The following is a 24885-nucleotide window of genomic DNA, read 5'->3' as shown; positions in this document are numbered from 1 at the left end:
ATGAATACGACAAAAATACATGCCCTAGCGCGCGATACGGTAAAAGCAATTCAGCCCTACGCTTCAGCAAGAAGCAGCATGAGCGGTGGTGCCATTTGGTTAAACGCCAATGAAAATGCGTTAGCACCAGAGTATCAGCTAACTGGCAGCTTTAATCGCTATCCGTCTTGTCAGCCCAAAGCGGTAATTGACGGCTATGCCGCCTACGCCAAGCTGCAACCGGATCAAGTGTTAGTGAGCCGTGGCGCCGATGAAGCGATTGAGTTGTTAATTCGTAGTTTTTGTCAGCCAAAGCAAGAGAGTATTAGCCTTTGCCCGCCCACTTACGGCATGTATGCCATTAGCGCACAAAGTAACGATGTAGCCTGTAATATTGTGCCGCTAACCGCGAATTTTGAACTTAATTTACCAGCGTTATTTGCCACATCTCCTAAGTTGGTGTTTATTTGTAGCCCAAATAACCCGACCGGTAATATCATTCCGCGCCAACAAATTATTGCCGTGTTAGAGCAGTTTAAACACAGTGCGCTAGTGGTAGTAGACGAGGCCTATATTGAGTTTGCACCCGAGGCGTCAACGCTAAATTTATTAAACGATTACCCCAACCTTGTAATACTGCGTACCTTGTCTAAAGCCTTTGCGCTAGCCGGTTTACGTTGTGGTTTTACGCTGGCGGCGCCAGACATTATTTTGGCATTAAAACAGATGATCGCGCCCTATCCGTTAGCTGAGCCTGTGGCCCAAATTGCCGCACAAGCGCTGCGGCCCGAAGCAATAGCAAAGATGCAAAACAGCGTAAACACGCTTAATCAGCTGCGCGATAACTTTATTACCTACGCCAAAGCCAGAACCGGTATTAACCAAGTATGGCCAAGCAGCGCTAACTACGTGCTGTTGCAGGTGGCCGACGCTGCCGCCTGCGTAGCTGCGCTGGCCGAGCAAGGTATTTTAATTCGTAATCAATCAAGTCAGTTGGGTTTATCGCAAGTAGTACGCGTGTCTATTGGCAGCGCTAACGAGATGCAAGCTCTCACCACAGCTATGGACAAATATTTTAATTTAGCGAACAGCACCGCAAACAAGGAGCGCATATGAAAGGCCAGCCGATATTATTTATTGACCGTGACGGCACTATGGTTGAAGAGCCAGCTATAGATAAGCAGCTTGATAGTTTAGAAAAGTTGGCTTACGAGAGCGGTTTAGTGCCAGCACTATTAAAGCTGCAGGCCGCCGGTTATCGCCTAGTTATGGTAACCAATCAAGATGGTCTGGGTACTGACAGCTTCCCGCGTAATACCTTTGATGCGCCACATAACAAAATGATGCAGTTACTAAACTCACAAGGCGTTCAGTTTGACGATGTATTAATTTGCCCGCACTTTGAGCAAGATAATTGCAGCTGTCGTAAACCTAAGCTGGGGTTGGTTAAAGATTATTTGCAGCAAGGCAAAATTGATTTTACCAATTCTTACGTCATTGGCGATCGTGCCACCGATGTGCAGCTGGCTGAAAATATGGGCCTGCCGGCATTTTTATACGACCGCGCCAATTTAGGCTGGGCTGAGATTACTAAACGTATTTTAAGCAAAGGCCGCCAAGCTACTGTGCAGCGTACTACGCGTGAAACCGATATCAAAATCAGCGTCGATTTAGACAGTACCGGCAATAACGTGTTTGAAACCGGTGTTGGCTTTTTTGATCATATGCTCGATCAAATTGCCACCCACGGCGGTTTTTCCCTGCAGGTAAAAGTGACTGGCGATTTATATATTGATGATCACCACAGTGTTGAAGACACAGCACTAGCACTAGGCCAAGCATTAAAGCAGGCGCTGGGCAATAAACGCGGTATTAATCGTTTTGGCTTTGTTTTACCCATGGACGAATGCCGCGCCGAATGCGTATTAGATTTATCCGGCCGGCCGATGTTTAAGTTTGACGCTAACTTAGGTTCAGGCAGTGTTGGCGGGCTAAATTTAGAAATGGTGCCGCACTTTTTCCGCTCACTTAGCGATGCCATGTTAATTACGCTGCACTTATCCATTAGCGACGGTAATAAACACCACATGGTAGAGGGCTTATTTAAAGTATTCGGCCGTGCGCTTGGTAATGCCATTAAAGTGTCTGGCGAAGCGCTGCCTAGCTCTAAAGGAGTGCTGTAATGGCACAACTGGTTATTGTTGATACCGGCTGCGCCAATATTAGCTCGGTCTACTTTGCGATTAAGCGCTTAGGAGTCGATGCAGTAATTAGCCATAATGCAAAAATTATAAAAGCCGCAGCTAAAGTTATTTTACCCGGTGTTGGTACTGCACATAATGCGATGGCAAAGTTGCAACAGGCTGAATTAATTAGCACGTTACAAAGTTTGCAGCAGCCACTATTGGGTATTTGCTTAGGTATGCAAATGCTGAATCGCCATAGCATGGAAGGTAATGTTGCCTGCTTAAACCTAATTAATGGTGACGTATTACCGTTACAAAGTGCCGGCTTACGCTTACCGCATATGGGCTGGAACACCTTATGCGATATTAGCTCGCACCCACTAATGACAGGTTTTACTGAGCAAGATTATCTGTATTTTGTGCACAGTTTTGCTGTTGCACCCAGCCATTATAGCTTAGCCAATTGCGAGTACGGCACTAAGTTTGCCGCCGTTATTGGTAATAACAATGTGATTGGTGCGCAATTTCATCCTGAACGCTCGGGTAAAACGGGCGCACGTTTACTACATAACTTTCTGGAGTGGCAGCTGTGATAATTCCAGCAATAGATTTAATTGACGGCAGTGTAGTTCGGCTATATCAAGGTAATTACGGACAAACTACCGAGTATCGTTTTAAACCGCAAAGCTTACGTGACGAGTATGCGAGAGCCGGCGCAAGCTGGCTGCATATTGTTGACTTATCAGGCGCTAAAGATGCCACTAAACGTCAACTAACGTTACTTACTGAATTGATGCACGCAGCACCACTAAACATTCAAGTAGGCGGCGGCGTACGCACCGAGCAAGACGTTATTGATTTACTTAACGCTGGAGCTAACCGAGTAGTTATTGGTAGCTTAGCAATTCGCCAACCCGAGCTAGTGCAAAGCTGGCTGCACAAATACGGCGGAGAGCGTTTAGTGTTAGCGCTAGATGTAGCAATAAATGCGGCTGGCAAGAAAACTCTACCCTCACACGGCTGGATTGAGCAATCGAGTATTACCTTAGAGCAAGTACTTGCGGAGTATATAAATGCTGGTGCTAAGCACGTGCTGTGCACCGATATTAGTAAAGACGGTACCTTAGCCGGCGCAAACGTAAGCTTGTACCAAGAATTAACGGCAAAGTATCCACAAATTCAGTGGCAAGCATCCGGTGGTATTGGCAAATTAGCCGATATACAGGCACTGATCGGCAGCAACGTAGCCGGTGTTATTCTAGGCCGCTCATTACTTGAAGGTAAATTTACGCTTGAGGAGGCCATAGCATGCTGGCAAAACGGATAATTCCTTGTCTCGACGTGCGCGATGGTAAGGTGGTTAAAGGCGTACAGTTTCGTAACCATGAAATTATTGGCGATATAGTACCGTTAGCACAGCGTTATGCTGAAGCTGGCGCAGATGAACTGGTATTTTATGATATTACCGCGTCCAGCGATGGCCGAGTGGTTGATAAAACTTGGGTGCAGCGTATCGCCGAAGTTATTGATATTCCGTTTTGTGTCGCCGGTGGTATTAAAACTGTTGATGATGCTGGCAAAATTCTGGAGATGGGTGCCGACAAAATATCCATTAATAGCCCAGCACTAGTGCGGCCACAGCTTATTACTGAGTTAAATAACAGCTTTGGCCAGCAATGTGTGGTGGTGGGTATTGATAGCTTTTTTGATGTTGCCTCTGGCCAATATCAAGTATACCAATTTACCGGTGATGAAAACCGCACCCAGAAAACGCAATGGCTAACCAGCGACTGGGTAGCTGAAGTGCAACAACGTGGTGCGGGCGAGATAGTGCTTAATTGCATGAACCAAGATGGTGTGCGCCAAGGGTATGATATTGCCCAACTACAGCGCATTCGCAACCTTTGTAACATACCGCTAATTGCCAGTGGTGGCGCCGGCAGCATGACGCACTTTACCGAAGTTTTTAAGCACGCCGATGTTGATGGCGCCTTAGCCGCCAGTGTGTTTCATAAAGGTATTATTGAAATAGCCGCACTTAAAGCCAAATTGATTGCCGATGGCATTAGCATTCGGCCACGATAAGGGCTAGCACAGCGTTAGCTAAGGCATAGGTACTTTTTTCAGTGACATTTGACGTAGGCTCGGAGAATATGAACATGAATAAAAACGACATTAGCCAGCTTAGCTGGCCCGAAAATCAGTTACTACCGGCCATAGTACAGCATGCTATTTCAGGTAAGGTGCTAATGCAGGGTTATATGAACCCACTAGCCTTAACGCAAACGCTCAATAGTAAAAAGGTTACCTTTTATAGTCGTAGCAAAGCACGGCTATGGACCAAAGGCGAAAGCTCAGGCCATACGCTTGATTTAGTTAGCCTTGATATTGACTGCGACGCCGACAGTATTTTAGTGCTGGCCATACCAAACGGACCAACCTGCCATGTTGGTACAGAAAGCTGCTGGCACGACAATAGCGCCAACAGCCCGCAACTCGCTTTTTTATATGAGCTAGAACAGGTAATACAGAGCCGCGAAGGCGCAGAGCCCAGCAGTAGCTACACGGCCAGTTTATTTGCCAAAGGCGTAAAGCGCATTGCACAAAAGGTGGGTGAAGAAGGGGTTGAATCGGCGCTTGCCGCGATGGCTGGCGATAAAGCAGAGTTAGCCAATGAAGCTGCTGACTTGATTTTTCACTTACTAGTGCTATTGCGCAGCCAACAACTAGAGTTAAATGACGTAGTTAGGGTGCTGCAGCAACGCCATAATACCGCCAAAACGTAACACTTAGCTGTAACGTTTGCCCCACGTTTTTTATCTGAAAACAGTGATTTAAAGTGTAACAGCAGTTGTCTGTATCTTGACAAGCCCAAGCTAGGCACAGACTATAAGCACGTTGTTACGCTTACTAACATTTTTGTTAACATTACAATTAGAAGAGTCGTTATGAAAAAATCCCTTTTGATGCTGGCATTGGCCAGCAGTTTTGCCATGGCTAATGAAGGCATGTGGATGCCGCAGCAACTGCCTGAAATTGCCACTGAATTAAAAGCCGCCGGCTTAGCACTTGACCCTGCCAGTTTAACTAAACTAACCGAATTCCCTATGGCAGCCATGGTTAGCTTAGGTGGTTGCTCTGCCTCTTTTGTTTCACCAAATGGCTTAGTCGCAACTAACCACCACTGTGTGTATGGCAGCGTTGCGCATAACTCAACACCAGAAAACGACTTACTGGCTAATGGCTTTTTAGCCGCCTCGTTAAGCGACGAAGTTGCTGCCGCACCGGGTAGCCGTATTTACGTTACCAAAGCAGTAGAAAATGTTACCAGCAAAATTATTGATGCCAAAACAGCTAAATTAAGCGGTAAAAAACGGGTTGATGCAATAGAAGCTAACCAAAAAGCCGTAGTAGCTGAATGTGAAAAAGACGAAGGCCACCGCTGCTCAGTAGCCGCCTACTATGGCAGTTTAGAGTTTTATTTAATTAAACAGCTTGAGATTAAAGACGTACGTTTAGTGCACGCACCAGCTGCCGGCGTGGGTAAGTTTGGTGGTGATACCGATAACTGGATGTGGCCACGCCACACTGGCGATTACGGTTTTTACCGCGCTTACGTAAGCCCGGAAGGTAAATCGGCCGATTTTAATGTTGATAACGTACCTTACAAACCCGACTTTCATTTAACGCTAGCAAAAGACGGCCTTAAAGAAGGCGATTTTGTTATGGCATTAGGTTATCCGGGCCGCACCAATCGTCATCGTTTACCCAGTGAAGTTAGCGAAACCTTTGAATGGTCTTACCCAAACACCGTAGCAAGTTATAAAAACACCTTAGACATTATTGCCAGCGAAACTGTTAACAATAAAGATGCCGCGCTAAAATATGCTAGCCGTGTTGCTGGTTTAAATAACTACATGAAAAACCGCCAAGGCATGCTAGATAGCTACGCTGATAGCGATTTCTTACAGCGTAAAACCGCCGAGCACAAAGAACTCACAGCTTGGGTTAACAGTAGCCGCGACAACAAAAAAGCCTACGCCGATGATTTAAAAAACATTGAAAAGTTATTACAACAACGTCAGCAGCAAGACCGTGCTGATTATCTGCTCGATAACGCGACACCGCGTTTACTGTCAGTTGCACGCTCATTACATCGCTTAGCGCATGAAAGCACTAAGCCAGATGCAGAGCGTAAAGCCGGTTTCCAACAACGCGACTTACCCCGTTTTAAAGCCTATGTTACTGGCATGGAACGTAACTTTGATGTTGGTGTAGAAAAAGCGTTAGATTTATCTAACTTAAGTAAATATGCCGCCCAGCCGAAAAAGCAGCGTAATGCTGAGTTTGATGCCGCTATGGGTATTAAAGATGGTATGAGCCAAGCACAGTTAACTGCGTTAATTGATAGCTGGTACGCTAATAGTGGTCTAGCTGAATTAAGCAATCGTACCGCATTATTAGACGCGTCAATTGACCAGTTTAAACAAAGTAATGATGTTTTTGTTAAAGCAGCTTTAGCGCTGTATAAATCAGATTTAAAGCGCGAAGCAGCAGATGAAGAGCTTGGTGGTAAAATTCAGCAAGCTTACGCCAGTTATATGCGCGCTAAAATTGCCTTTATGCAGTCTAAAGGTCAGGCCGTTTATCCTGATGCGAACAGCACACTGCGGGTAACCTTTGGTAATGTTACAGGCCGTGATCACGGTAATGAAGATGGCAATGCCTGGGCACCCTTTACTACACTGCAAGGTATTACAGCTAAAGCAACCGGCGAAGGCGAATTTAACGCACCACAAAAGCAACTTGATGCGATTAAAGCCAAGCAATATGGCCCCTATAAAGTGGATAGCCTAAATTCAGTACCGGTAAACTATTTAGCAACCTTAGATATTACCGGTGGTAACTCAGGTTCTGCGGTACTAAACAGCAAAGCAGAATTTGTTGGCTTAGCTTTTGACGGCACGCTAGATTCTATTATCTCTGATTGGGATTTCAACCCAGCTAACACCCGTTCAATTCAGGTAGATTTGCGTTATATGCTGTGGCAAATGAAGCTAGATGGCGCCGATAAACTGTTAGTTGAACTTGGCGTTAAATAATATAAACGCTAACTTAGCTTGCTAGGTTGGTGTAAAAACAAAAAGCCCCGCAGTCTACGATAAAGTACTGCGGGGCTTTTTTATTGCCGTTATTCTATATTTAAACTCTTTGTCACAGCTTGCTGTGCTAGTGGCCTAATAAATCTGCAGCTAAACGGACAAAATCTGATGAGGTTAAAATACCTTTTAGCTTGTTTGCCTCATCGACCACCGGCATACAGCCGTGGCGGTTACTAACAAAAAAATCGGCAACATCTTTTAGCGACTGTTGTGGTGCAACAGCGGCAAAATCGGTCGCCATAATATCAGCTATGAGTATTTGTTTTTCTTTGCGCTCCAATGCCGTTGCACCATATTGCGCCATTAAGCCCATCACTTTCGCAATCATAATTTTTTGCGTTAGCATACCCACTAACTCACCTTTATCGTCAATTACCGGAATATGCCGAATATTCTTGCTACGCATTAGATCATGCGCATCTTTTAAACTCGCATTTCGGGTTACACATAAAGGATCAGCTGTCATCAGCTGAGCAACTGTTTTAAACGCCATAACAACCTCCAATCGCAGTTATGTATCAGTTATAACGAAAAATAGCTTAACCTGCTTAGCGCTAGATCAAGTTTTATTCGATGCCGGCTTGGCCGAAGTAATAGAACTACCTAACGATGCCACAATCACTAAAGCAATAGCAAGCCACTGCCAAAGGGTAAGTTGTTCCGACAAAATCAAAAAGCCAGCTAAGGCGGCAACCGCAGGCTCCATGCTCATAAATATACTAAAATTCTGCGACGTCATATTTCTTAGCGCTACCATCTCTAACGAGTAAGGTAGCGCACTGGAAAGCACACCAACCAGTAAACCCAGCGGCAAGACTTGCCAAGTCAACAAGGCCATACCTTGGGTTACAGCGCCCATCGGTACTAAAACTATCGCTGCAACCGCCATACCTAGTGCCACCGTTGCGCCACCAGAGCTTTGCGAATTAGTTCTTTTGCCAAATAAAATATAGCCAGCCCAACACGCGCCCGCGGCCAACGCTAACACAACCCCCAGAGGATCTAGCGCATCTTTACCGCGCATATCCGGCAGCAATAATAAAATGCCAGCAACGGCAAAACCCACCCAAATTAGGTCGCGCTTACGCCGAGAAGAAAACAGCGCTACCGCCAGCGGGCCGGTAAACTCTAATGCCACACCGATACCAAGTGGAATACGCTCAATAGCAAAATAAAACAGTATATTCATACCGCCTAAGCTAAGACCATAGGTTATGACGACCAACCAATCTCTGCGGCTAGTAGGTAAATTACGCCATGGCCGAAACACTAACCACAATACCAGCGCAGAGAACCCTAAGCGCAGTGCAGTAGTACCGTCAGGCCCAACCACCGGAAACAGTTGCTTGGCAATAGAAGCGCCAGATTGAATAGTCACCATAGCTAATAACACACTAGCTACTGCAACCAATAATGGCCGATTAACAAATACCGACATACATGAAAAACCTGATAACAAGAGAGGTAAAGTGACAGCCCTTATTGTAGCGTGCAATGAAGCCAAAAGATAAGCCAGTAAGCGCAGGAATATCGCGGCTAAACCCTTTTTTATAACGAAAGAAAATACCGTCTAGTCGTATGGTTAAGGCAAAAACTTGAGCTTTTACTTACTTAGTGCTTTACTTGCGATCCTCGGTAGTAAGTGAGCACACTAATATGCAACCTCTAGCCTATGCTGTTTTTTATTTTAGCCTAGGTTTGCTATCAACAACGGTGGCAGCCGAAATTCCTGCGGACAGTAAAAAACAACTGAAATTATCGCCGACGAATCAACCACCGGCCGCAGCACTACCGGTAAAAAAAAGCGCATTAGCCCAAACTTTAGTCTATAAATCAGTTAAGAGTGACGGCACCGGCTTTTTTTCTGATCGCCAGCCGCTAAATCGGCCGTTTCAGCTAGTGCGCTATGATTGTTTTGCTTGTGATCCCGTATCAACGGTAAATTGGCATACTACGCCGCTGTATCTTCGACCTTACAACCAACTAATTAGCAAAGCAGCTAGCCAGTATCAACTAGACCCAGCGTTAATTCGCGCCGTTATCCATGCCGAGTCATCGTTTCGCCCCACGACCATTTCAAAAAAAGGCGCAATTGGTTTAATGCAATTAATGCCCAACACGGCCGCGCATTTAGGCGTAGAGAATGCGAGTTTGCCTGAGCAAAATATCTTGGCAGGCAGCCGTTATCTCGCACAGTTATTGAAACAATATGATGGTGAGTTGCCACTGGCACTAGCCGCCTATAATGCCGGCGCCAGCAATGTTAAGCGTTATAACGGCATACCGCCTTTTGCTGAAACTCAAGCCTACGTAACTCGGGTCGCTATTTTACATAAGCGCTACCAGCAAGCTAGCTAGTAGCGGCGGTCTTTGTTAATGCAGCGCGCATAATATCTTTCCAAGAAATAATACCTAGCAAATGCTTTTCATCGGTACTTACTGGCAAACAACTAATATTGTGCTCTAACAACAATACAGCAGCCTGTTTAATACTATGCTGTGGCGTAATAGTAATAACTGGCGACACCATTACATGATGCACCTTACGGCTACGCATGAATAAACCAATGGCCGGATCAGTCGCCGAGTCCATGATTGGACTTAGCTCACGAAAGTAATCTTTAACTGACACGATGCCAACTAAGCGATTAGTGCCATCTATTACCGGCACATGCTGAAAGTTTGCTTTAGCAAATATTTCTCTAAGTGACGCTAAACTGGCATCCGCTGTGGTGGTTAGTAGTCGATTACTCGGCGTCATTATTTGTGTAATGTTCATATTTACCTCAATGCCGCTACCCTATTTAATCGTCTTTCTTCTCAAAACCTTCAATAGTAACATTAGTCAAAAACCCAGCACCCTTAGTATCGCCGCTGCGCAACTTAATCATTAAACGCAAGTCGTTTGGCGAGTCGGCGTGATGAATCGCATCAGCATAGCTGATACGGCCAGCCTGATATAAGTCATATAAGGCTTGGTCAAAGGTTTGCATGCCCAACTCACGAGATTTGGTCATTACCGCTTTAATTTCACCCATTTCGCCACGAGCAATCAGATCAGCTATTAGTGGCGAGTTAAGCAACACTTCTATTGCCGCCACTCGGCCCTGACCGTCAGCTGTAGGTACCAGCTGTTGCGCCACAATGCCGCGTAGGTTAAGTGATAAATCGAACAATAGCTTTTGATGCATCTCTTTTGGCACCAAATGCATAATACGGTCAATGGCCTGGTTTGCATTATTAGCGTGCAGCGTAGCAATGCACAAATGGCCAGTTTCAGCGAACGCTAAGGCGTATTCCATGGTATCGCGCGAGCGTATTTCACCAATTAAAATAACGTCAGGGGCTTGGCGCAACGAGCTTTTAAGCGCGGCCTCAAAAGAGTCGGTATCTATACCCACTTCGCGCTGAGTAATTAAGCTTTTATGATGGTCATGGACAAATTCTATTGGGTCTTCAATCGTAAGAATGTGGCCTTTAGCATTTCTATTGCGATAACCAAGTAATGCCGCTAGTGACGTTGATTTACCCGTACCAGTACCACCAACAAACAGCACCAAGCCGCGCTTGGACATAATCACTTCTTTCATGATTGGCGGCAGGCCAAGTTCGTCAACGTTAGGTATTTTGGTAACAATACGCCGCACTACCATACCGGCGCAATCGCGTTGCCAAAAGGCAGAAACACGAAAACGCCCGGCATCGTTTGCAATAGCAAAGTTACACTCTTTGCTGGTCATAAATTCTTGCTGCTGTTTATCGTTCATCACCGACAATACCAGCTTAAGCGACATAGCATCCGTTAGTGGCGTTTCATCAATCGGCAGCAATTCACCATTAATTTTAGCCGCCACCGGCATACCCGCGGTAACAAATAAATCTGATGCTTTTTCAGCCACCATTTTTTCAAGAAAATTATCTAGCTGCATTGCTATTTACATCCTGCCCATGGCGCCAAAGGTGTTTTTATCTTGCGCTTTAGTTGCGGCGTCTTTTTGTGACACTAAACCGCGGTTAACTAGGTTTAATAAGCATTGATCCATCGTTTGCATACCGTGCGCAGCACCCGTTTGAATCACAGAATACATCTGCGCAATTTTATCTTCACGAATAAGGTTACGAATAGCCGGCAAGCCCACCATAATTTCATGCGCGGCAATACGGCCTCCACCGATTTTTTTAAGTAAGGTTTGTGAAATAACTGCACGCAACGACTCAGATAACATCGAACGTACCATAGCCTTTTCTTCGCCTGGGAATACGTCAATAATACGGTCAATAGTTTTTGGCGCAGAAGTAGTATGCAAGGTGCCAAATACTAAGTGGCCAGTTTCTGCTGCGGTCATCGCTAAGCGAATAGTTTCCAAATCTCGTAATTCACCAACTAAAATAACGTCAGGGTCTTCACGCAGCGCAGAGCGCAAGGCATTACTAAAGCTGTGGGTATCACGATGCACTTCACGTTGGTTAATTAAACTTAACTTGTTGTTATGTACAAATTCTATTGGATCTTCAATGGTTAAAATATGGTCGTGGCGCATACTGTTAACGTAATCGATCATCGCCGCCAAGGTGGTTGATTTACCCGAACCTGTAGGCCCAGTAACTAACACTAAACCACGCGGGTTTTCCGCTATGGTTTTAAAAATCTCTGGTGCGCCTAAATCATCTAAAGTTAATACTTCGCTGGGGATAGTACGAAACACCGCTGCCGCACCACGGTTTTGTACAAAGGCGTTAACACGGAATCGCGCTAAATTAGGTACTTCAAATGAAAAGTCAGATTCTAAATTTTCTTCGTATTCTTTACGCTGTTTGTCGGTCATAATCTCATACACTAATGCGTGTACTTCTTTATGTGATAATGGTGGGATATTTAGTTTACGCACATCACCATCAACGCGTATAAGCGGTGGCACACCAGCCGAAAGGTGTAAATCTGAGGCTTTATGTTGCACACTAAAAGCTAATAACTCGGTAATATCCATGACAATTTTACTCCAATTTGCCAATTAATATGAATAACATAGCAGAACAACTGAACCTCGCCTATCAGAACCTGAACAAAAAATGCGGGTTACTTGGCATTAAATCAGACACAGTGCAGCTAATCGCAGTAAGCAAAACTAAACCCACAAGTGCCATTATAACGGCCTATCAAACAGGGCAATACCAGTTTGGCGAGAACTACCCGCAAGAATTAGCAGAAAAATCAGCACAATTAAATACTTATAACAATATTGTTTGGCACTTTATTGGTCCGCTGCAATCAAATAAAACTAAGTTAGTGGCTGAAAATGCGCATTGGGTACACAGTATCGACAGGTTAAAAATTGCCGAACGTTTATCAGCGCAGCGGCCAGAAAACCTTGCACCAGTTAAGGTATTGCTGCAAATTAATATCAGTAATGAACCAAGTAAAGCCGGCATTGCTGCAGATGAAATGTTTAACTTAGCCGCCAGTGTTGCCGCGCTACCCAACATAGAACTAAAAGGTTTGATGGCCATACCCGCACCCGGTGATAGTGAGCACGCTTTTGCTGCGATGCAGCAACTGTCTTTGCAGCTGCAACAACTGCAGCCACAGGCCAATGAATTATCGATGGGCATGTCAGACGACTGGCCACTAGCACTAAAATACGGTGCAACTATGATAAGATTAGGTACGGTTATTTTTGGTGCTCGAGATTATAAACAGGAATGAATAAACAGATGAATGACAATATGGTCGCCTTTATTGGCGCAGGCAACATGGCTCGCTGTGTCATTGCAGCAATGGTTAATGCAGGCTACCCAGCAGATAACATTATTGCCGCTAACCGCAGTCAGCCAAAATTAACCGCGCTAACCACCGACTTTGGCATTCACACGACACTAGACAACATAGAGGCGGTAACCAAAGCAGATATCATTGTATTGGCAGTAAAGCCGCAGATGATGCAAGAGCTATGCAGCGCATTAATTGAGGCCGCGCCAGAAATTGCCGACAAACTATTTGTGACCTTAGCTGCAGGCATAACCACCGCACGTTACCAACAATGGCTTGGCAATATTCGTTTAGTGCGCGCCATGCCCAATACCCCTTCATTAGTTGGTTTAGGCGTTACTGGTTTATTCCCATCTGGTTGCTCCAATTATGAAAAAGCTTTTGTTGATCATATGTTCAGTGGCACTGGCATGACAGTATGGCTCGATAGCGAAGCGCAAATTGACCATGTTATTGCCGTTACTGGCAGCTCACCGGCCTATTTTTTCTTTTTTATGCAAGCTATGCAGCAAGTAGCAGAGCAGTTAGGTTTTACTAGTGCGGATGCGAAAAAAATGGTGGCGCAAACCGCACTTGGCGCAGCAACAATGGCGCTAAACAGCGAGCATAGTTTTGCCGATTTGCGCGCGCAGGTTACATCTAAAGGCGGCACTACGCATGAAGCAGTCAGTACCTTTGCCAATTTAGGCCTTGAAAAAATGGTTTCAGACGCCATGTATGCCGCAATAAAACGTGCACAGGAAATGGCGCAAAGCCTGTAACTATTACTATTTGGAGAGTTTGATGCAAGCTTTGTTATTTCTTATCGACACCGTATTTGGTCTTTACCTGATGGTAGTTATTTTGCGGCTTTGGCTGCAACTGGTGCGGGCTGATTTTTACAACCCCTTTAGCCAGTTTGTGGTAAAGGCGACTAATTTTATTGTATTACCGCTGCGCCGGATTATTCCTAGCATTGGTCGGTTAGACACCGCCACCTTGGTATTAGCTTATGCCGTAATGTTAACAAAATTACTGCTGTTACAGCTTATCCCATCGGGGCAAATTGCTTTAGTACCCACCTTAGTTTTGTCACTTATCTTTTTAGTTAAAGAGGTGTTTACCTTACTATTTTGGATCTTGGTTATTCGTGCGCTACTAAGCTGGTTTAGCCAAGGTCGCAGCCCAGTAGAATATTTAATGCATCAACTAACTGAGCCATTATTAAGCCCAATACGGCGTATTTTGCCGCCAATGGGCGGATTAGATTTATCCGTACTTGTGGTGTTAATTGGCTTACAGTTTTTAAATATCCTATTTAATAGCTGGTTTCACATCGTTTGAGCGCAGTAAGTCAAACCGGTGCTGACATTCGCCTTAGGCTATATATTCAGCCCAAAGCCAGCCGTGACCACTGGGTAGGTTTACATGGCGATGAAATTAAAGTCGCCATTACCGCGCCGCCAGTTGATGGTAAAGCGAACGCCCATTTACAGAAGTTTCTTGCCAAGAGTTTTAAAGTAGCTAAGTCGGCCGTATTCATTGAAAAGGGCGAATTAGGCCGACATAAAATGGTGCTGATCCAGGCGCCACTGCAGCTACCGCCGCTGGTAGCACAACTATTAATATCAGGCGATGTAACTAGCTAGCCTAAGAATACTAAACGGTTAAGAGCGATATATGAACGTTAGAATACTGATAATGCTATTAAGTTTATGCTTAAGCGTTAGCGTTGCTGCAGAGCAAAAAAAACAATTGGGTAATTGGGATGTGCACTATATTGCTTTTCCAGCTACGGTACTAACGCCTGAAATTGCCCAGCAATACCAGCTGCAACGCAGCAAATACAACGGTATTATTAATATTTCAGTGTTAAACTCCACATCTCAACATGCGCAAAAGGTTGGCATTACGGGTACGGCTAAAGATTTACAAGGCAGGCAAACCAGCTTGACGTTTAGCGAAGTAACTGAGGGCGATGCCGTTTACTACCTAGCACAGCTGCCATTTCGTCATGAACAACGCTTTAATTTTATCATCACTATTTTCAGCGGTAATGAATCTCAGCAGCTGAAGTTTGAGCAAACTTTCTACGTAGATTAAAACCACACTTATGACGCAAAAAATTGTATTAGCTACTGGCAATAAAGGTAAGGTCGCTGAGCTAGCTCAGTTGCTAGCTCCGATGAATTTCAGCATAGTGCCGCAAACAGAATTAGGCATAACCGATGCAGACGAAACCGGCTTAACCTTTATTGAAAATGCCATTATTAAAGCTCGCCATGCCTCATTAGCAACCGGCTTACCCGCCATTGCGGATGACTCAGGTTTGGCTGTCGATGCCTTAAATGGTGCACCTGGCATCTATTCGGCGCGTTATTCAGGTGAAGCGGCTACTGATCAAAGCAATATCGATAAACTGCTTAGCACGCTAAAACACCTACCTAATGAGCAACGCACTGCACAGTTTCATTGCGTGCTGGTATATATCCGCCACGCCGAAGACCCGATCCCCATAGTTTGCCACGGTGTTTGGCACGGTGAAATTAGCCAAACACAAGCTGGCACGTCGGGTTTTGGTTACGATCCAATATTTTTTGTCGCCAGTGAAGGCTGTACCAGTGCAGAACTTGCACCCGCCCGCAAACAACAGCTTAGTCATCGCGCTAAAGCGTTAACACAGCTACTTAATCAGCTACAACAGCAAGGATAAACGTGTGGCTTTGCAGTTACCGCCTCTAGCACTTTATATTCATATTCCCTGGTGCGTACAAAAATGTCCGTACTGCGACTTTAACTCGCACGCGATTAAACAAGGTATTCCTGAGCAAGAGTATATTGCCCATTTACTGGCCGATTTAGACCAAGATTTATCGCTAGTTAGTGGGCGCAGTTTAAGTACTATTTTCATTGGTGGCGGCACACCCAGCGTATTTAGTGCTGCCGGTATTGGCCAAATATTGCAAGGCGTAAAACAACGGCTGAACTGTGACACCGATATGGAAGTTACGCTAGAAGCCAACCCCGGTACTCTAGAAGCTGAGCGTTTTACCGGCTACGTAAATGCAGGTGTGACGCGATTTTCTATTGGCGTACAAAGCTTTCAAACCGCGCAATTAAAAGCGCTAGGTCGTATTCACGATAGTAACGAGGCCATCGCCGCGGCCAAGCTTGCCAAGCAGCTACCGCTAAAAAGTTTTAATCTAGATTTAATGCACGGTTTGCCCCAGCAAGACTTAACCGGCGCGCTAGCCGATTTACAACAAGCCATTGATTTAGCGCCACCGCACCTGTCTTGGTATCAACTAACCATTGAACCCAATACCGCATTTGCCTCGCGCCCGCCGATATTGCCGCCAGACGATACCTTGTGGGATATTCAACAGCAGGGCCTTGAATTGTTGCAGCAGCACGGTTATCAGCAGTATGAAATTTCTGCCTATGCTAAAACAGGCCAACAGTGCCAACACAACCTTAACTACTGGCGCTACGGCGATTACCTAGGCATAGGTTGCGGTGCGCATGGCAAGATTACCTTACCGTCGCGTAACGCAATTTTACGCACAGTAAAAATTAAACATCCTAAAGGCTATATGGATATAAGCCGTGGTTATGTAGATAGCCGAGAACAAGTTGCGGCTGAAGACCGGCCGTTTGAGTTTTTTATGAACCGGTTTCGCTTACTTGAGCCCTGCCCGATCAGCGACTTTACCGCCTACACCGGCCTACCGCTTAGCACCATTGCCGAGCCGCTAAAGGAAGCTGAACAAAAGGAATTAATTACGATAACGGATAGCCACTGGCAAATTTCCGACAAAGGCGCACGTTATTTAAACGATTTATTGACGATATTTATTTAAGCAATACAGGTTAGCAAGTACACTAACTGCGATACTTTACCTTTTCATCTACTGGCAGTTGCGTAGAATAAACTCACTATTCTAACAATAATGACAGGAAACAACATGAAACAGGTCACCTTTCCCCGTAAAGCATTAATACCTCTGGCGGTTAGCATGGCGCTACTTGTTGGCTGTGGCCCGCAACAAAGCGTCACAACCGCAGACAGCGCCGCACCCACAACGATAACCGCAGTTAGTGAGTCGGAAAAAGCCAATGCCTTGTTTGAACAAATTTTTATGGACAATGTGCGGCGTAACCCAATAACGCAAACGCGCTTAGGCATTAAAGACGACTACGATAAATGGCAGGATTTATCTGATGCCCATTATGAAGCGGGTTTAGCTTTAACTCAGCAGCACCTAACTTTATTACAGGCGATAAATAGCGATAAGCTGGATGAGCACACGCGTGTTAGCTATCTATTAATGCAGCGTAATTTAGAGCAAGAATTAGCTGAAGCCAAATGGCGTTTGTATAACTACCCGGTTAACCAAATGTTTGGTATCCATTCTCAAGTGCCGTCATTACTGATCAATCAACACAGTATCAGCGATGTAAGCGATGCTAAAGCCTATATTGCGCGCTTAAATGCGGTACCTACTCTATTTCAGCAACTACAACACCAGCTACAGCAGCGCGCGGACGCCGGCATTATTGCGCCTAAGTTTGTTTTTCCACTGGTAATTTCGGCCAGTGAAAACGTGATTCAAGGTGCGCCGTTTGACAATGGCGATGAAGGCACCTTACTTGCTGATTTCCGGAAAAAAGTAGCGAAGCTAGACATTGATGACTCAGCAAAAAAACTGTTGTTAGACGAAGCCAAAGTTGCGCTGTTAACCAGTGTTAAACCGGCCTATAACCAGTTAATTAATTATTTAACTGAGCTTGAGCAAACAGCAGACACGGTTGATGGTGTATGGCGCTTTAAAGACGGCGCTGAATTTTATAACGCGGCATTAAAACGTACTACCACCACTAATCTAACGGCAGAGCAAATCCATCAAATTGGTTTAGATGAAGTGGCACGTATTCATCAAGAAATGCACGACATTATGGACAAAACCGACTTTAAAGGTGATTTAGCCGCATTCTTCAAATTTATGCAAACTGATCCACAGTTTTACTATCCAGAAACCGCTGACGGCAAAGCGGAGTATTTAAAAGATGCGACAGCAATGATTGATAACATGCGCGGCCGCTTAGATGAGTTGTTTATCGTTAAACCTAAAGCCGCAATGATCGCCAAAGCTGTCGAGCCATTTCGCGAGCAAAGTGCAGGTAAAGCGTTTTACCAACAACCTTCTATGGATGGCAGCCGGCCGGGTATTTACTACGCCAACCTTTATCGCATGAGCGACATGCCAAAGTATGAAATGGAAGCACTTGCCTATCACGAAGGTATTCCAGGCCATCATATGCAGCTTGCTATAGCGCAAGAGCTAGAAGACATGCCGAAGTTTCGTCGCTTTGGTGGCTATACCGCTTATATTGAAGGCTGGGGTTTATACACTGAATTATTACCCAAAGAAATTGGCCTATACCAAGACCCCTACTCAGACTTTGGTCGTTTAGCTATGGAACTATGGCGAGCTTGCCGTTTAGTAGTAGATACCGGTATTCATGCGCAAAAGTGGAGTCGTGAACAAGCGATAGATTATCTTATTGCCAACACCCCGAATACTCCTAGCGCAATAGAAAAGGCTATAGAGCGCTATATCGTAATGCCGTCACAAGCTACTGCTTATAAAATTGGCATGTTGAAAATTGTTGAGCTAAGGCAAAAAGCCAAAACTGAACTTGGTGATAAATTTGATATTCGTCAGTTCCACGATACGGTATTAAAAAATGGTGCTGTGCCATTAGACGTATTAGAGCAATTGGTTGACGAATATATTGCCGCAACAAAAGCTTAAGTTTACTTACTTGCTTTACCATAAAAAACAGCGCCTAAGGCGCTGTTTTTTTATAAGAGGAATAAGCCATTAATTCACTTAAGCGCTACGACGTGCTTTTATTAATAAAATAGCCGCGAGCACTAGCACTACTATCTGAGCCGAAATGCCTTGTACCGTCGGGAATATGCCTAACCAGCTTATGGTTGGTACGGCAATATGGCTCAATGACAAGGTACCGGCTTCCTGTAGCGCGGCTATGCCTTTACCTGTCATAACAAAGGCAAGCAGTATCATCAAGAAAGCGGTGCTGCCAAAGAAGGTTTTTAATGGTAGCTTAAGGGCAAATTTAAATAAGCCTACACCCAGAATCAATAAACCTAATAGCGCTGCGCCAATACCGCTTAAGAAACTAAGTTGGTGCGCCGCGCCACCTTGCAACCATAATGATTGATAAAACAAAATAGTTTCAAACACTTCACGATATACCGCTAAAAACACAACTAAAGCTAAACCAAAATACGCGCCGGACGACATGGCATTATTTACTTTTTGGCTAATAAATTGTTGCCATTTTACGGCTGAGGTTTTGCTATGCATCCAAAAACCCATATAAAACAGTATGGCCGCAGCAATTAACGCCGTATAACCTTCGGTCATCTCGCGTGACGCACCAGAAACGGTAATAATAAAGCTAGCAACAAACCACGTGACGGCACCCAGCGCTATCGCCGCCACCCAACCGTAATGCACTGAACGCTTCAGTGCGGGTTGCTTAGTTTTTACCGCTACGCTATAAATTGCCGCCACCACTAACAATGCTTCTAAACCTTCACGCAGTAAAATAAGCAGCGCTAACAAAAACACATTTATTGGTGCTAGTTCAGTTTCATCTAACGCCTTTTGCGATTGTTTTAGTAATTGCTGTATTTCAACAATTTCGGCACTAACGGCAGTAATTTCTTCGTGTTGTTTAATACGCTGCCTTAGTTTCAACATGCGCTGTTCAGTTACACTTTTTAAATTACTATCAACAGCAGCTAAGTTATTTTCTATTAGCTCAAAGCCATCTAAATAGGCAGCTACGGCATGGTTATACGCCGCGTCGTAATCTTTTTGCTGTAGCTGTTCAAGTGCTAACGTCAGCTTATCTTGCGCTATTTGTAACGGTCGCACATCGGTAGCCGAGAAAAACTTGTCAGGCTGCTGGCGAAATAGTGCCATTAACGCCGCACCCTGCTCACCTGAACTGTTGTGTAAATCGTCTGGTGTCGCAGTAAGTAATTCAGAAATTGCGGCTTTATTAATTAGCCCTGCAGGCAATTGTGAAACGTTAGTGCCTTCTGATGCCATGGCACCAACATAAAAGGCTAAATCCCAGCGACTTTGTGCATCTAAGTGAGCAAACGCTGCCATACCGGTGTCCTCGACACCTAAGCTAATCGTATTAAATAAACCAAACACACTGCGCGCGCGGTAACGTTCAACCTCATGAAAATTCGTCGGTGAAGGGTCTAGTTGCATTCCTGCAGGGCCATTACCCATGCCGGTATCGCCATGACAAATCGCACAGCTAGTTTGATACAACGCTTGACCACGGGCTAAATCTGGCGATTTTTCCGGCAAGGTAATTGCTGGCATCGCCGCAATTACTGCTTTGCGCATGCTGGCAGTCAGTTGCTGAATTTGTGCGTGATCAACATGGCTTTCAATGAGTTGCTGTAACTGCATCGCTTGCTGTTGCAACTCCGGATGCTCGGCAGGTAACTGTTCAGGAATTAAACTAGCAAACTCCTGCATTTCAGCAAACTCGGCGGCGTTAACAATTTCACCTTGCTGCACGGCAGCACCATAGTCGGCGCCAATGTATTCAATTAATTGAATTAGCCTATCCGACGCTAAGGATGGCAAGCTTATTAATAATAGGCATAAAAATAAAAAATTTCTCATTAGACAACCAAAACTCAAAGAAGAATTATTCGCATTATATCTGTTTTTTTAGCAATAGTGATACCCATACCTACCAATTGCCGTATAAATTTATCGTCTTAACGTAAACCAAGATGTTACATCCGGCATTTGCCCGTGCAGTGCTTTTATAGGTATGCTGTAGTAAATATTCTTTGCTAAAGCCGCACTATGATTTTAATTAACTTTTTTGAACCTGAAACCAGTAGCTGGCAGCCTATTTCGCTCGCGCAATTGCCAAGCGTACTTTCTGCTGATGCACGGGTGTGGATCAACCTTAACGACGCAAGTATTGACGAGCAACAACAGGTTTTACAGCGTTTTGCCATTGCACCAACGCTAGTAGAAGATTTTATTCGTGAGCGTCACCCGCCCAAATTAGAAGCTCAAGATAACTTTACACTATTAGTTATGCGCGGCTATGCCGATATCGATTTTAGTGAATACATTAGCAGCGCTCAGGTAAATTTAATTTACTCCAAGCAAGTTCTTGTTAGCCGTATCGATTGCCATAACCCGCAGTTGTTAGCGCAGCTAACGCCTAATATTGACAGTAAGCATGGCGCTATTATTTCAGATTGGGTTAAGCAAATTATTATCACGGTATCTGCTAGCTATTTAGAGAAACTGATTAACTTTGAAGATGAACAAAGCGAGCTGGAAGATGCCATGCTGCACCGTGGTAATGACGAGCAGATGGCGCTGATTATGCGTTATCGTTCAGTACTGAGAAAAATTAACCGTAATCTAACCTATCAGAAAGATATCTTTGCCGATGCCATTTATGAAGAGCAGAACCCCTTGCTGCGTAATTTTACTGAAACAGAATTACGCGATTTTTATGAGAAATTTGAACGGCTGCATAGCATGACCGATCTGTACTATGATCAACTAAGCGATTTAGTGCAGGGCTATCTTTCCACCACGTCACACCAAATAAACGAACGGATGAAAGTGCTAACCATGGTAAGTACTATTTTTATTCCCCTAACCTTTATTGTGGGTATTTACGGCATGAACTTTATTAATATGCCAGAGCTACAAATGAATAATGGCTATTTTATTACGTTAGCGGCTATGGCCGCCGGCGGTGTTGCCGGTTTAATTTGGTTTAAGATACGCGGCTGGTGGTAATGCTTGCTTTGGGCGCGTTATGCTTAATAGTCGTAAAAAGCAACTGAATTATTTAGCATTAACAGTAGTATTATTGCTGCCAGTTGCCTCGGACAATTTTACAATAGCGCATAATATTACCGCTAATTGGAGAGCGCATGAAAATTGCGATTTTATCGCGCAATGCAGAATTGTATTCAACTAAACGTTTGGTTGAAGCCGCTATTGAGCGCGGTCACCAGGTGCAGGTTATTGACCCTTTAGCCTGTTATATCAATGTTAATCGTATTAAATCGTCTATTCACCATAAGGGTGAAGCGTTAGAGGGCTTTGATGCCGTGATCCCGCGCATTGGCGCGTCTATTACTTTTTACGGTACTGCAGTGTTACGCCAATTCGAAATGATGGGCGTGTTTACGCTTAACGAATCAGTAGCCATAAGCCGCGCCCGCGACAAGCTGCGAAGTTTACAGCTGCTAGCGCGCCAAGGTATTGGCTTACCCGTTACTGGTTTTGCCGATAAGCCCGGCGATATTCCCGATTTAATTGAAATGGTTGGCGGCGCACCTTTAGTTATTAAATTACTAGAGGGTACACAAGGCATAGGCGTGGTACTAGCCGAAACCCGCACCGCGGCAGAAAGCGTAATAGAAGCTTTTATGGGTTTAAATGCAAATATTTTAGTCCAAGAATATGTTCGCGAAGCTAACGGTGCCGATATTCGCTGTTTTGTTATTGGTAATAAAGTGGTGGCAGCAATGAAACGCCAAGCCAAGGCTGGCGAGTTTCGTTCTAACTTGCATCGCGGTGGTACCGCATCAATTACACGACTGAGTAAGGATGAGCGCAGCACCGCTATTCGTGCCGCCAAAACCATGGGTTTGCACGTCGCCGGCGTAGATTTACTGCGCTCTAACCACGGCCCAGTAGTAATGGAAGTAAATAGCTCTCCGGGGTTAGAAGGCATAGAAACCGCAACCGAGAAAGATATTGCCAGCTTGACCATTGCCTTTTTAGAGCAAAAAGTAACTGCGCACAAAAACAAGCGCAAACTTAACACCAAAGGAACCGGCTAATGCAAGCAACGACCACCACCAGAGCGCCCTTTGTGTTAGGCAGTAGTAGCATTGCGCCGGGTAGCCGTGCCGTGGTCGACATTCCCTTTGGTAAACTTTATACCCACACTGAGCTTAATATCGGAGCCCATGTTATTCATGGCCGTAAAGACGGACCGGTACTACTGATCACCGCCGCTTTGCACGGCGATGAAATTAACGGCGTAGAAATTTGTCGGCGCTTACTAAAACTGCCACGCTTAAGCCAACTTAAAGGCACGCTAATTGTAGTGCCCATAGTAAATACCTTCGGTTTTGTGCAGCAGTCGCGCTATTTACCAGACCGGCGCGATTTAAATCGTAGTTTTCCAGGCAGTGAAAAAGGCTCGTTAGGCAGTAGAATGGCATTTCAGTTTACTGAGAAAATTTTACGTAACTGCACCCACGCCATAGATTTACACACCGGGGCGATTCATCGCTCTAACCTGCCGCAAGTGCGCGCCAGTGCCAAAGATAAAATGGCACTGCGTATGGCAGAAGTATTTAACGCGCCGATTATTATTAAAGCCGCTAGTCGCGAAGGCACTATGCGCGGCACAGCGAACAGTTTAGGTATTCCTATTTTGCTGTATGAAGCCGGTGAGGCACTGCGTTTTGATGAGCAATCAATTAACGTGGGTGTGCGCGGCATTTTAAATGTTATGACCGATTTAGGCATGTTACGCGCCGGCCGTAAGCGCCCGATTACACAGTCATTATTTTCGAAAAAAAGTAGCTGGATACGTGCCGAGCATGATGGCATTGCTCGCTATTATGTGCGTTTAGGCCAAACCGTTAAAACCGGTGATGTAATGGCACATATTTATTCACCCTATTCTGACTTTGAAGTTGCGGTAACCGCACGCTTTGATGGCATTATTATTGGTCGCAACAACTTGCCGTTAGTAAACGAAGGTGAAGCCCTATTTCACGTAGCGGAAGTAAGCTCATTAGACGAAGCGGAAAAAACCCTAGATGCCATAAACGACGAAGTCGATAATGCTATGCCACCGGTATTGTCTGATGAATATGGTGTGGTGTAGTACTTAATCGGCTTAGATGACTGTGGTGTTAGTTTTTCTTCGCCACAACATCGTAGTCTTTTAACGCGGGTAATCGCTGTTGTAATTGTTGTTCTATTTGATCTAACTCTTGCATCTTCTGACAAAACAACGCTGATTTCTCTTCTAGCTCTACCGCTTTGGCGTCTAAGCCTAAGTTTATTTTATCAACTAAATGACCAACCGACTGCCACTCTTGGTTATCACTACGCTCAAAATTACTATCAGAATGGCGCAGCGCATCGCGCAGTGCGCCCCATACCGCGCCTACTGTGTGTTTAGCTAGGTTATCTAATTGCGGCTTAAGCTCGCCATATAAAAAGTAATCAAGCTCGTTCAAGCTCTGCGGCGCTAAATAAAAATGCTCATTGGTACGAACAAACCGCGACATCCACTGAAAGGTTGTTTCGCGTACCAGCTCTCGCCATTCTGCCTGCTGCGATTTACTCCCAATACCCGTGAACATAGCTTCGATACTCGATAAACCCAGTTCAACCCCATCTACGGCGATACTGACAATTTCTGGCACAAATTTACGTAAATCATGGCTATATTGCTTTAGTAACACAGCATCATCTGCGGTTAGCGCAATCAGCTCGCCACCAATAAATAATTGTTGATCACCATTAATTTGGACATGAGTACGGTTATTTTGCAAAATTCGAATATGATCTGGAGCAATTAGAATACCGTGTGCAAACGCCATTTCGCACTCAGCAGCAAATAAACCAGTAGAGTTTACTAACATCAATAACAGTAAATAATAGCGTTTCACTGTGTT

At 44.8% G+C, this 24885-nt stretch carries 26 protein-coding genes; 19 read left to right on the top strand and 7 right to left on the bottom strand.

Going from position 1 to position 24885, the window contains the following annotated elements:
* The 7 genes from hisC to MN199_RS04125 all read left to right on the top strand — a co-directional run bounded on the left by hisC (position 1) and on the right by MN199_RS04125 (position 7267).
* Positions 1-1095 (top strand): histidinol-phosphate transaminase, encoded by a 1095-nt coding sequence (gene hisC, locus MN199_RS04155; RefSeq protein ID WP_335738497.1) that lies wholly within the window; start codon positions 1-3, stop codon positions 1093-1095.
* The gene (hisB, locus tag MN199_RS04150; protein WP_335738496.1) at positions 1092-2162 is read left to right on the top strand and encodes a bifunctional histidinol-phosphatase/imidazoleglycerol-phosphate dehydratase HisB; all 1071 of its coding nucleotides are present in this window, start codon (positions 1092-1094) and stop codon (positions 2160-2162) included. The genes hisC and hisB overlap by 4 nt, the downstream gene beginning before the upstream one ends.
* Positions 2162-2758, top strand: a complete 597-nt coding sequence (gene hisH / locus MN199_RS04145; RefSeq protein ID WP_335738495.1) for an imidazole glycerol phosphate synthase subunit HisH — start codon at positions 2162-2164, stop codon at positions 2756-2758. Before hisB ends, hisH begins: the two co-directional genes overlap by 1 nt.
* Positions 2755-3492: a 1-(5-phosphoribosyl)-5-[(5-phosphoribosylamino)methylideneamino]imidazole-4-carboxamide isomerase gene (hisA, locus tag MN199_RS04140; protein ID WP_335738494.1), complete on the top strand. Its 738-nt coding sequence runs from the start codon at positions 2755-2757 to the stop codon at positions 3490-3492. Before hisH ends, hisA begins: the two co-directional genes overlap by 4 nt.
* A complete protein-coding gene (gene hisF, locus MN199_RS04135) occupies positions 3474-4250 on the top strand; it encodes an imidazole glycerol phosphate synthase subunit HisF (RefSeq protein ID WP_335738493.1) in 777 nt (258 codons plus the stop codon). The genes hisA and hisF overlap by 19 nt, the downstream gene beginning before the upstream one ends.
* 68 nt (positions 4251-4318) lie before the next feature.
* Entirely contained in the window at positions 4319-4951 is a 633-nt protein-coding gene (gene hisIE / locus MN199_RS04130; protein WP_243695566.1) for a bifunctional phosphoribosyl-AMP cyclohydrolase/phosphoribosyl-ATP diphosphatase HisIE, read from the top strand.
* Positions 4952-5113: 162 nt separating this feature from the next.
* Entirely contained in the window at positions 5114-7267 is a 2154-nt protein-coding gene (locus MN199_RS04125) for a S46 family peptidase (protein WP_335738492.1), read from the top strand.
* A 127-nt stretch (positions 7268-7394) separates the two neighbouring features.
* On the opposite strand, the gene MN199_RS04120 is transcribed toward MN199_RS04125, so the two are convergent.
* Together MN199_RS04120 and MN199_RS04115 are read right to left on the bottom strand one after the other, a co-directional pair.
* Complete coding sequence (locus MN199_RS04120) at positions 7395-7820, bottom strand: CBS domain-containing protein (protein ID WP_132582664.1); 426 nt, start codon at positions 7818-7820, stop codon at positions 7395-7397.
* Between the two features lie 66 nt (positions 7821-7886).
* A complete protein-coding gene (locus MN199_RS04115; protein WP_132582662.1) occupies positions 7887-8765 on the bottom strand; it encodes an EamA family transporter in 879 nt (292 codons plus the stop codon).
* A gap of 218 nt (positions 8766-8983) precedes the next feature.
* Between MN199_RS04115 and MN199_RS04110 the strand changes: the two genes are divergently transcribed.
* Positions 8984-9685, top strand: coding sequence for a lytic transglycosylase domain-containing protein (locus MN199_RS04110; protein ID WP_335738491.1), 702 nt, complete (start codon positions 8984-8986; stop codon positions 9683-9685).
* On the opposite strand, the gene MN199_RS04105 is transcribed toward MN199_RS04110, so the two are convergent.
* The 3 genes from MN199_RS04105 to MN199_RS04095 are packed head-to-tail and all read right to left on the bottom strand — an operon-like array spanning position 9678 to position 12315.
* Positions 9678-10106, bottom strand: a complete 429-nt coding sequence (locus MN199_RS04105) for a CBS domain-containing protein (RefSeq protein ID WP_335738490.1) — start codon at positions 10104-10106, stop codon at positions 9678-9680. The genes MN199_RS04110 and MN199_RS04105 overlap by 8 nt on opposite strands.
* Positions 10107-10131: 25 nt before the next feature.
* Positions 10132-11256, bottom strand: coding sequence for a PilT/PilU family type 4a pilus ATPase (locus MN199_RS04100; RefSeq protein ID WP_132582656.1), 1125 nt, complete (start codon positions 11254-11256; stop codon positions 10132-10134).
* A gap of 6 nt (positions 11257-11262) precedes the next feature.
* Complete coding sequence (locus MN199_RS04095) at positions 11263-12315, bottom strand: type IV pilus twitching motility protein PilT (protein WP_132582654.1); 1053 nt, start codon at positions 12313-12315, stop codon at positions 11263-11265.
* Positions 12316-12344: 29 nt separating this feature from the next.
* Here MN199_RS04095 and MN199_RS04090 point away from each other — a divergent pair, with 29 nt between their 5' ends.
* From MN199_RS04090 to MN199_RS04055, 8 genes are all read left to right on the top strand, one after another.
* Positions 12345-13031: a YggS family pyridoxal phosphate-dependent enzyme gene (locus tag MN199_RS04090; protein ID WP_335738489.1), complete on the top strand. Its 687-nt coding sequence runs from the start codon at positions 12345-12347 to the stop codon at positions 13029-13031.
* An 8-nt stretch (positions 13032-13039) separates the two neighbouring features.
* Positions 13040-13855, top strand: coding sequence for a pyrroline-5-carboxylate reductase (proC, locus tag MN199_RS04085; RefSeq protein ID WP_335738488.1), 816 nt, complete (start codon positions 13040-13042; stop codon positions 13853-13855).
* A 22-nt stretch (positions 13856-13877) separates the two neighbouring features.
* Positions 13878-14417, top strand: a complete 540-nt coding sequence (locus MN199_RS04080) for a YggT family protein (protein WP_335738487.1) — start codon at positions 13878-13880, stop codon at positions 14415-14417.
* Positions 14414-14722, top strand: a complete 309-nt coding sequence (gene yggU, locus MN199_RS04075) for a DUF167 family protein YggU (protein WP_335738486.1) — start codon at positions 14414-14416, stop codon at positions 14720-14722. The genes MN199_RS04080 and yggU overlap by 4 nt, the downstream gene beginning before the upstream one ends.
* A 31-nt stretch (positions 14723-14753) precedes the next feature.
* Entirely contained in the window at positions 14754-15176 is a 423-nt protein-coding gene (locus tag MN199_RS04070) for a DUF4426 domain-containing protein (protein ID WP_335738485.1), read from the top strand.
* A 10-nt stretch (positions 15177-15186) separates the two neighbouring features.
* Entirely contained in the window at positions 15187-15786 is a 600-nt protein-coding gene (gene rdgB, locus MN199_RS04065; protein ID WP_335738484.1) for an RdgB/HAM1 family non-canonical purine NTP pyrophosphatase, read from the top strand.
* A 4-nt stretch (positions 15787-15790) separates the two neighbouring features.
* Positions 15791-16933, top strand: coding sequence for a radical SAM family heme chaperone HemW (gene hemW / locus MN199_RS04060; RefSeq protein WP_335738483.1), 1143 nt, complete (start codon positions 15791-15793; stop codon positions 16931-16933).
* 105 nt (positions 16934-17038) lie between these two features.
* Positions 17039-18889, top strand: a complete 1851-nt coding sequence (locus MN199_RS04055) for a DUF885 domain-containing protein (protein WP_335738482.1) — start codon at positions 17039-17041, stop codon at positions 18887-18889.
* A gap of 78 nt (positions 18890-18967) precedes the next feature.
* On the opposite strand, the gene MN199_RS04050 is transcribed toward MN199_RS04055, so the two are convergent.
* Positions 18968-20818, bottom strand: a complete 1851-nt coding sequence (locus MN199_RS04050; RefSeq protein WP_335738481.1) for a cytochrome c/FTR1 family iron permease — start codon at positions 20816-20818, stop codon at positions 18968-18970.
* Positions 20819-21007: 189 nt separating this feature from the next.
* Between MN199_RS04050 and MN199_RS04045 the strand changes: the two genes are divergently transcribed.
* From MN199_RS04045 to MN199_RS04035, 3 genes are all read left to right on the top strand, one after another.
* Positions 21008-21970: a magnesium transporter CorA family protein gene (locus MN199_RS04045; RefSeq protein WP_132582634.1), complete on the top strand. Its 963-nt coding sequence runs from the start codon at positions 21008-21010 to the stop codon at positions 21968-21970.
* A gap of 137 nt (positions 21971-22107) precedes the next feature.
* Complete coding sequence (gene rimK, locus MN199_RS04040; protein WP_335738480.1) at positions 22108-23025, top strand: 30S ribosomal protein S6--L-glutamate ligase; 918 nt, start codon at positions 22108-22110, stop codon at positions 23023-23025.
* A complete protein-coding gene (locus MN199_RS04035) occupies positions 23025-24086 on the top strand; it encodes a succinylglutamate desuccinylase/aspartoacylase family protein (protein WP_335738479.1) in 1062 nt (353 codons plus the stop codon). Before rimK ends, MN199_RS04035 begins: the two co-directional genes overlap by 1 nt.
* Positions 24087-24114: 28 nt before the next feature.
* Here MN199_RS04035 and MN199_RS04030 read toward each other — a convergent pair whose 3' ends face one another.
* A complete protein-coding gene (locus MN199_RS04030; protein WP_335738478.1) occupies positions 24115-24879 on the bottom strand; it encodes a DUF2884 family protein in 765 nt (254 codons plus the stop codon).
* Between the last annotated feature and the right edge of the window lie 6 nt (positions 24880-24885).

Source organism: Rheinheimera metallidurans, from assembly GCF_036983985.1.
GTDB lineage: Bacteria > Pseudomonadota > Gammaproteobacteria > Enterobacterales > Alteromonadaceae > Alishewanella > Alishewanella metallidurans.
Note: the sequence above shows the minus strand (reverse complement) of the source record. Positions and strands in the feature narration are given on the sequence as shown.

Excerpts from the sequence above, each read along its gene's own strand:
- MN199_RS04120 (WP_132582664.1), bottom strand. The coding sequence starts at position 7,820 with ATGGCGTTTAAAACAGTTGCTCAGCTGATGACAGCTGATCCTTTATGT.
- MN199_RS04105 (WP_335738490.1), bottom strand. The coding sequence starts at position 10,106 with ATGAACATTACACAAATAATGACGCCGAGTAATCGACTACTAACCACC.
- MN199_RS04100 (WP_132582656.1), bottom strand. The coding sequence starts at position 11,256 with ATGCAGCTAGATAATTTTCTTGAAAAAATGGTGGCTGAAAAAGCATCA.
- MN199_RS04095 (WP_132582654.1), bottom strand. The coding sequence starts at position 12,315 with ATGGATATTACCGAGTTATTAGCTTTTAGTGTGCAACATAAAGCCTCA.
- MN199_RS04070 (WP_335738485.1), top strand. The coding sequence starts at position 14,754 with ATGAACGTTAGAATACTGATAATGCTATTAAGTTTATGCTTAAGCGTT.
- rdgB (WP_335738484.1), top strand. The coding sequence starts at position 15,187 with ATGACGCAAAAAATTGTATTAGCTACTGGCAATAAAGGTAAGGTCGCT.
- MN199_RS04125 (WP_335738492.1), top strand. The coding sequence starts at position 5,114 with ATGAAAAAATCCCTTTTGATGCTGGCATTGGCCAGCAGTTTTGCCATG.
- MN199_RS04080 (WP_335738487.1), top strand. The coding sequence starts at position 13,878 with ATGCAAGCTTTGTTATTTCTTATCGACACCGTATTTGGTCTTTACCTG.
- MN199_RS04035 (WP_335738479.1), top strand. The coding sequence starts at position 23,025 with ATGCAAGCAACGACCACCACCAGAGCGCCCTTTGTGTTAGGCAGTAGT.
- MN199_RS04110 (WP_335738491.1), top strand. The coding sequence starts at position 8,984 with ATGCAACCTCTAGCCTATGCTGTTTTTTATTTTAGCCTAGGTTTGCTA.
- MN199_RS04045 (WP_132582634.1), top strand. The coding sequence starts at position 21,008 with ATGATTTTAATTAACTTTTTTGAACCTGAAACCAGTAGCTGGCAGCCT.
- MN199_RS04115 (WP_132582662.1), bottom strand. The coding sequence starts at position 8,765 with ATGTCGGTATTTGTTAATCGGCCATTATTGGTTGCAGTAGCTAGTGTG.
- hisF (WP_335738493.1), top strand. The coding sequence starts at position 3,474 with ATGCTGGCAAAACGGATAATTCCTTGTCTCGACGTGCGCGATGGTAAG.
- hisB (WP_335738496.1), top strand. The coding sequence starts at position 1,092 with ATGAAAGGCCAGCCGATATTATTTATTGACCGTGACGGCACTATGGTT.
- proC (WP_335738488.1), top strand. The coding sequence starts at position 13,040 with ATGAATGACAATATGGTCGCCTTTATTGGCGCAGGCAACATGGCTCGC.
- MN199_RS04050 (WP_335738481.1), bottom strand. The coding sequence starts at position 20,818 with ATGAGAAATTTTTTATTTTTATGCCTATTATTAATAAGCTTGCCATCC.
- hisC (WP_335738497.1), top strand. The coding sequence starts at position 1 with ATGAATACGACAAAAATACATGCCCTAGCGCGCGATACGGTAAAAGCA.
- MN199_RS04055 (WP_335738482.1), top strand. The coding sequence starts at position 17,039 with ATGAAACAGGTCACCTTTCCCCGTAAAGCATTAATACCTCTGGCGGTT.
- MN199_RS04090 (WP_335738489.1), top strand. The coding sequence starts at position 12,345 with ATGAATAACATAGCAGAACAACTGAACCTCGCCTATCAGAACCTGAAC.
- rimK (WP_335738480.1), top strand. The coding sequence starts at position 22,108 with ATGAAAATTGCGATTTTATCGCGCAATGCAGAATTGTATTCAACTAAA.
- hisIE (WP_243695566.1), top strand. The coding sequence starts at position 4,319 with ATGAACATGAATAAAAACGACATTAGCCAGCTTAGCTGGCCCGAAAAT.
- hisH (WP_335738495.1), top strand. The coding sequence starts at position 2,162 with ATGGCACAACTGGTTATTGTTGATACCGGCTGCGCCAATATTAGCTCG.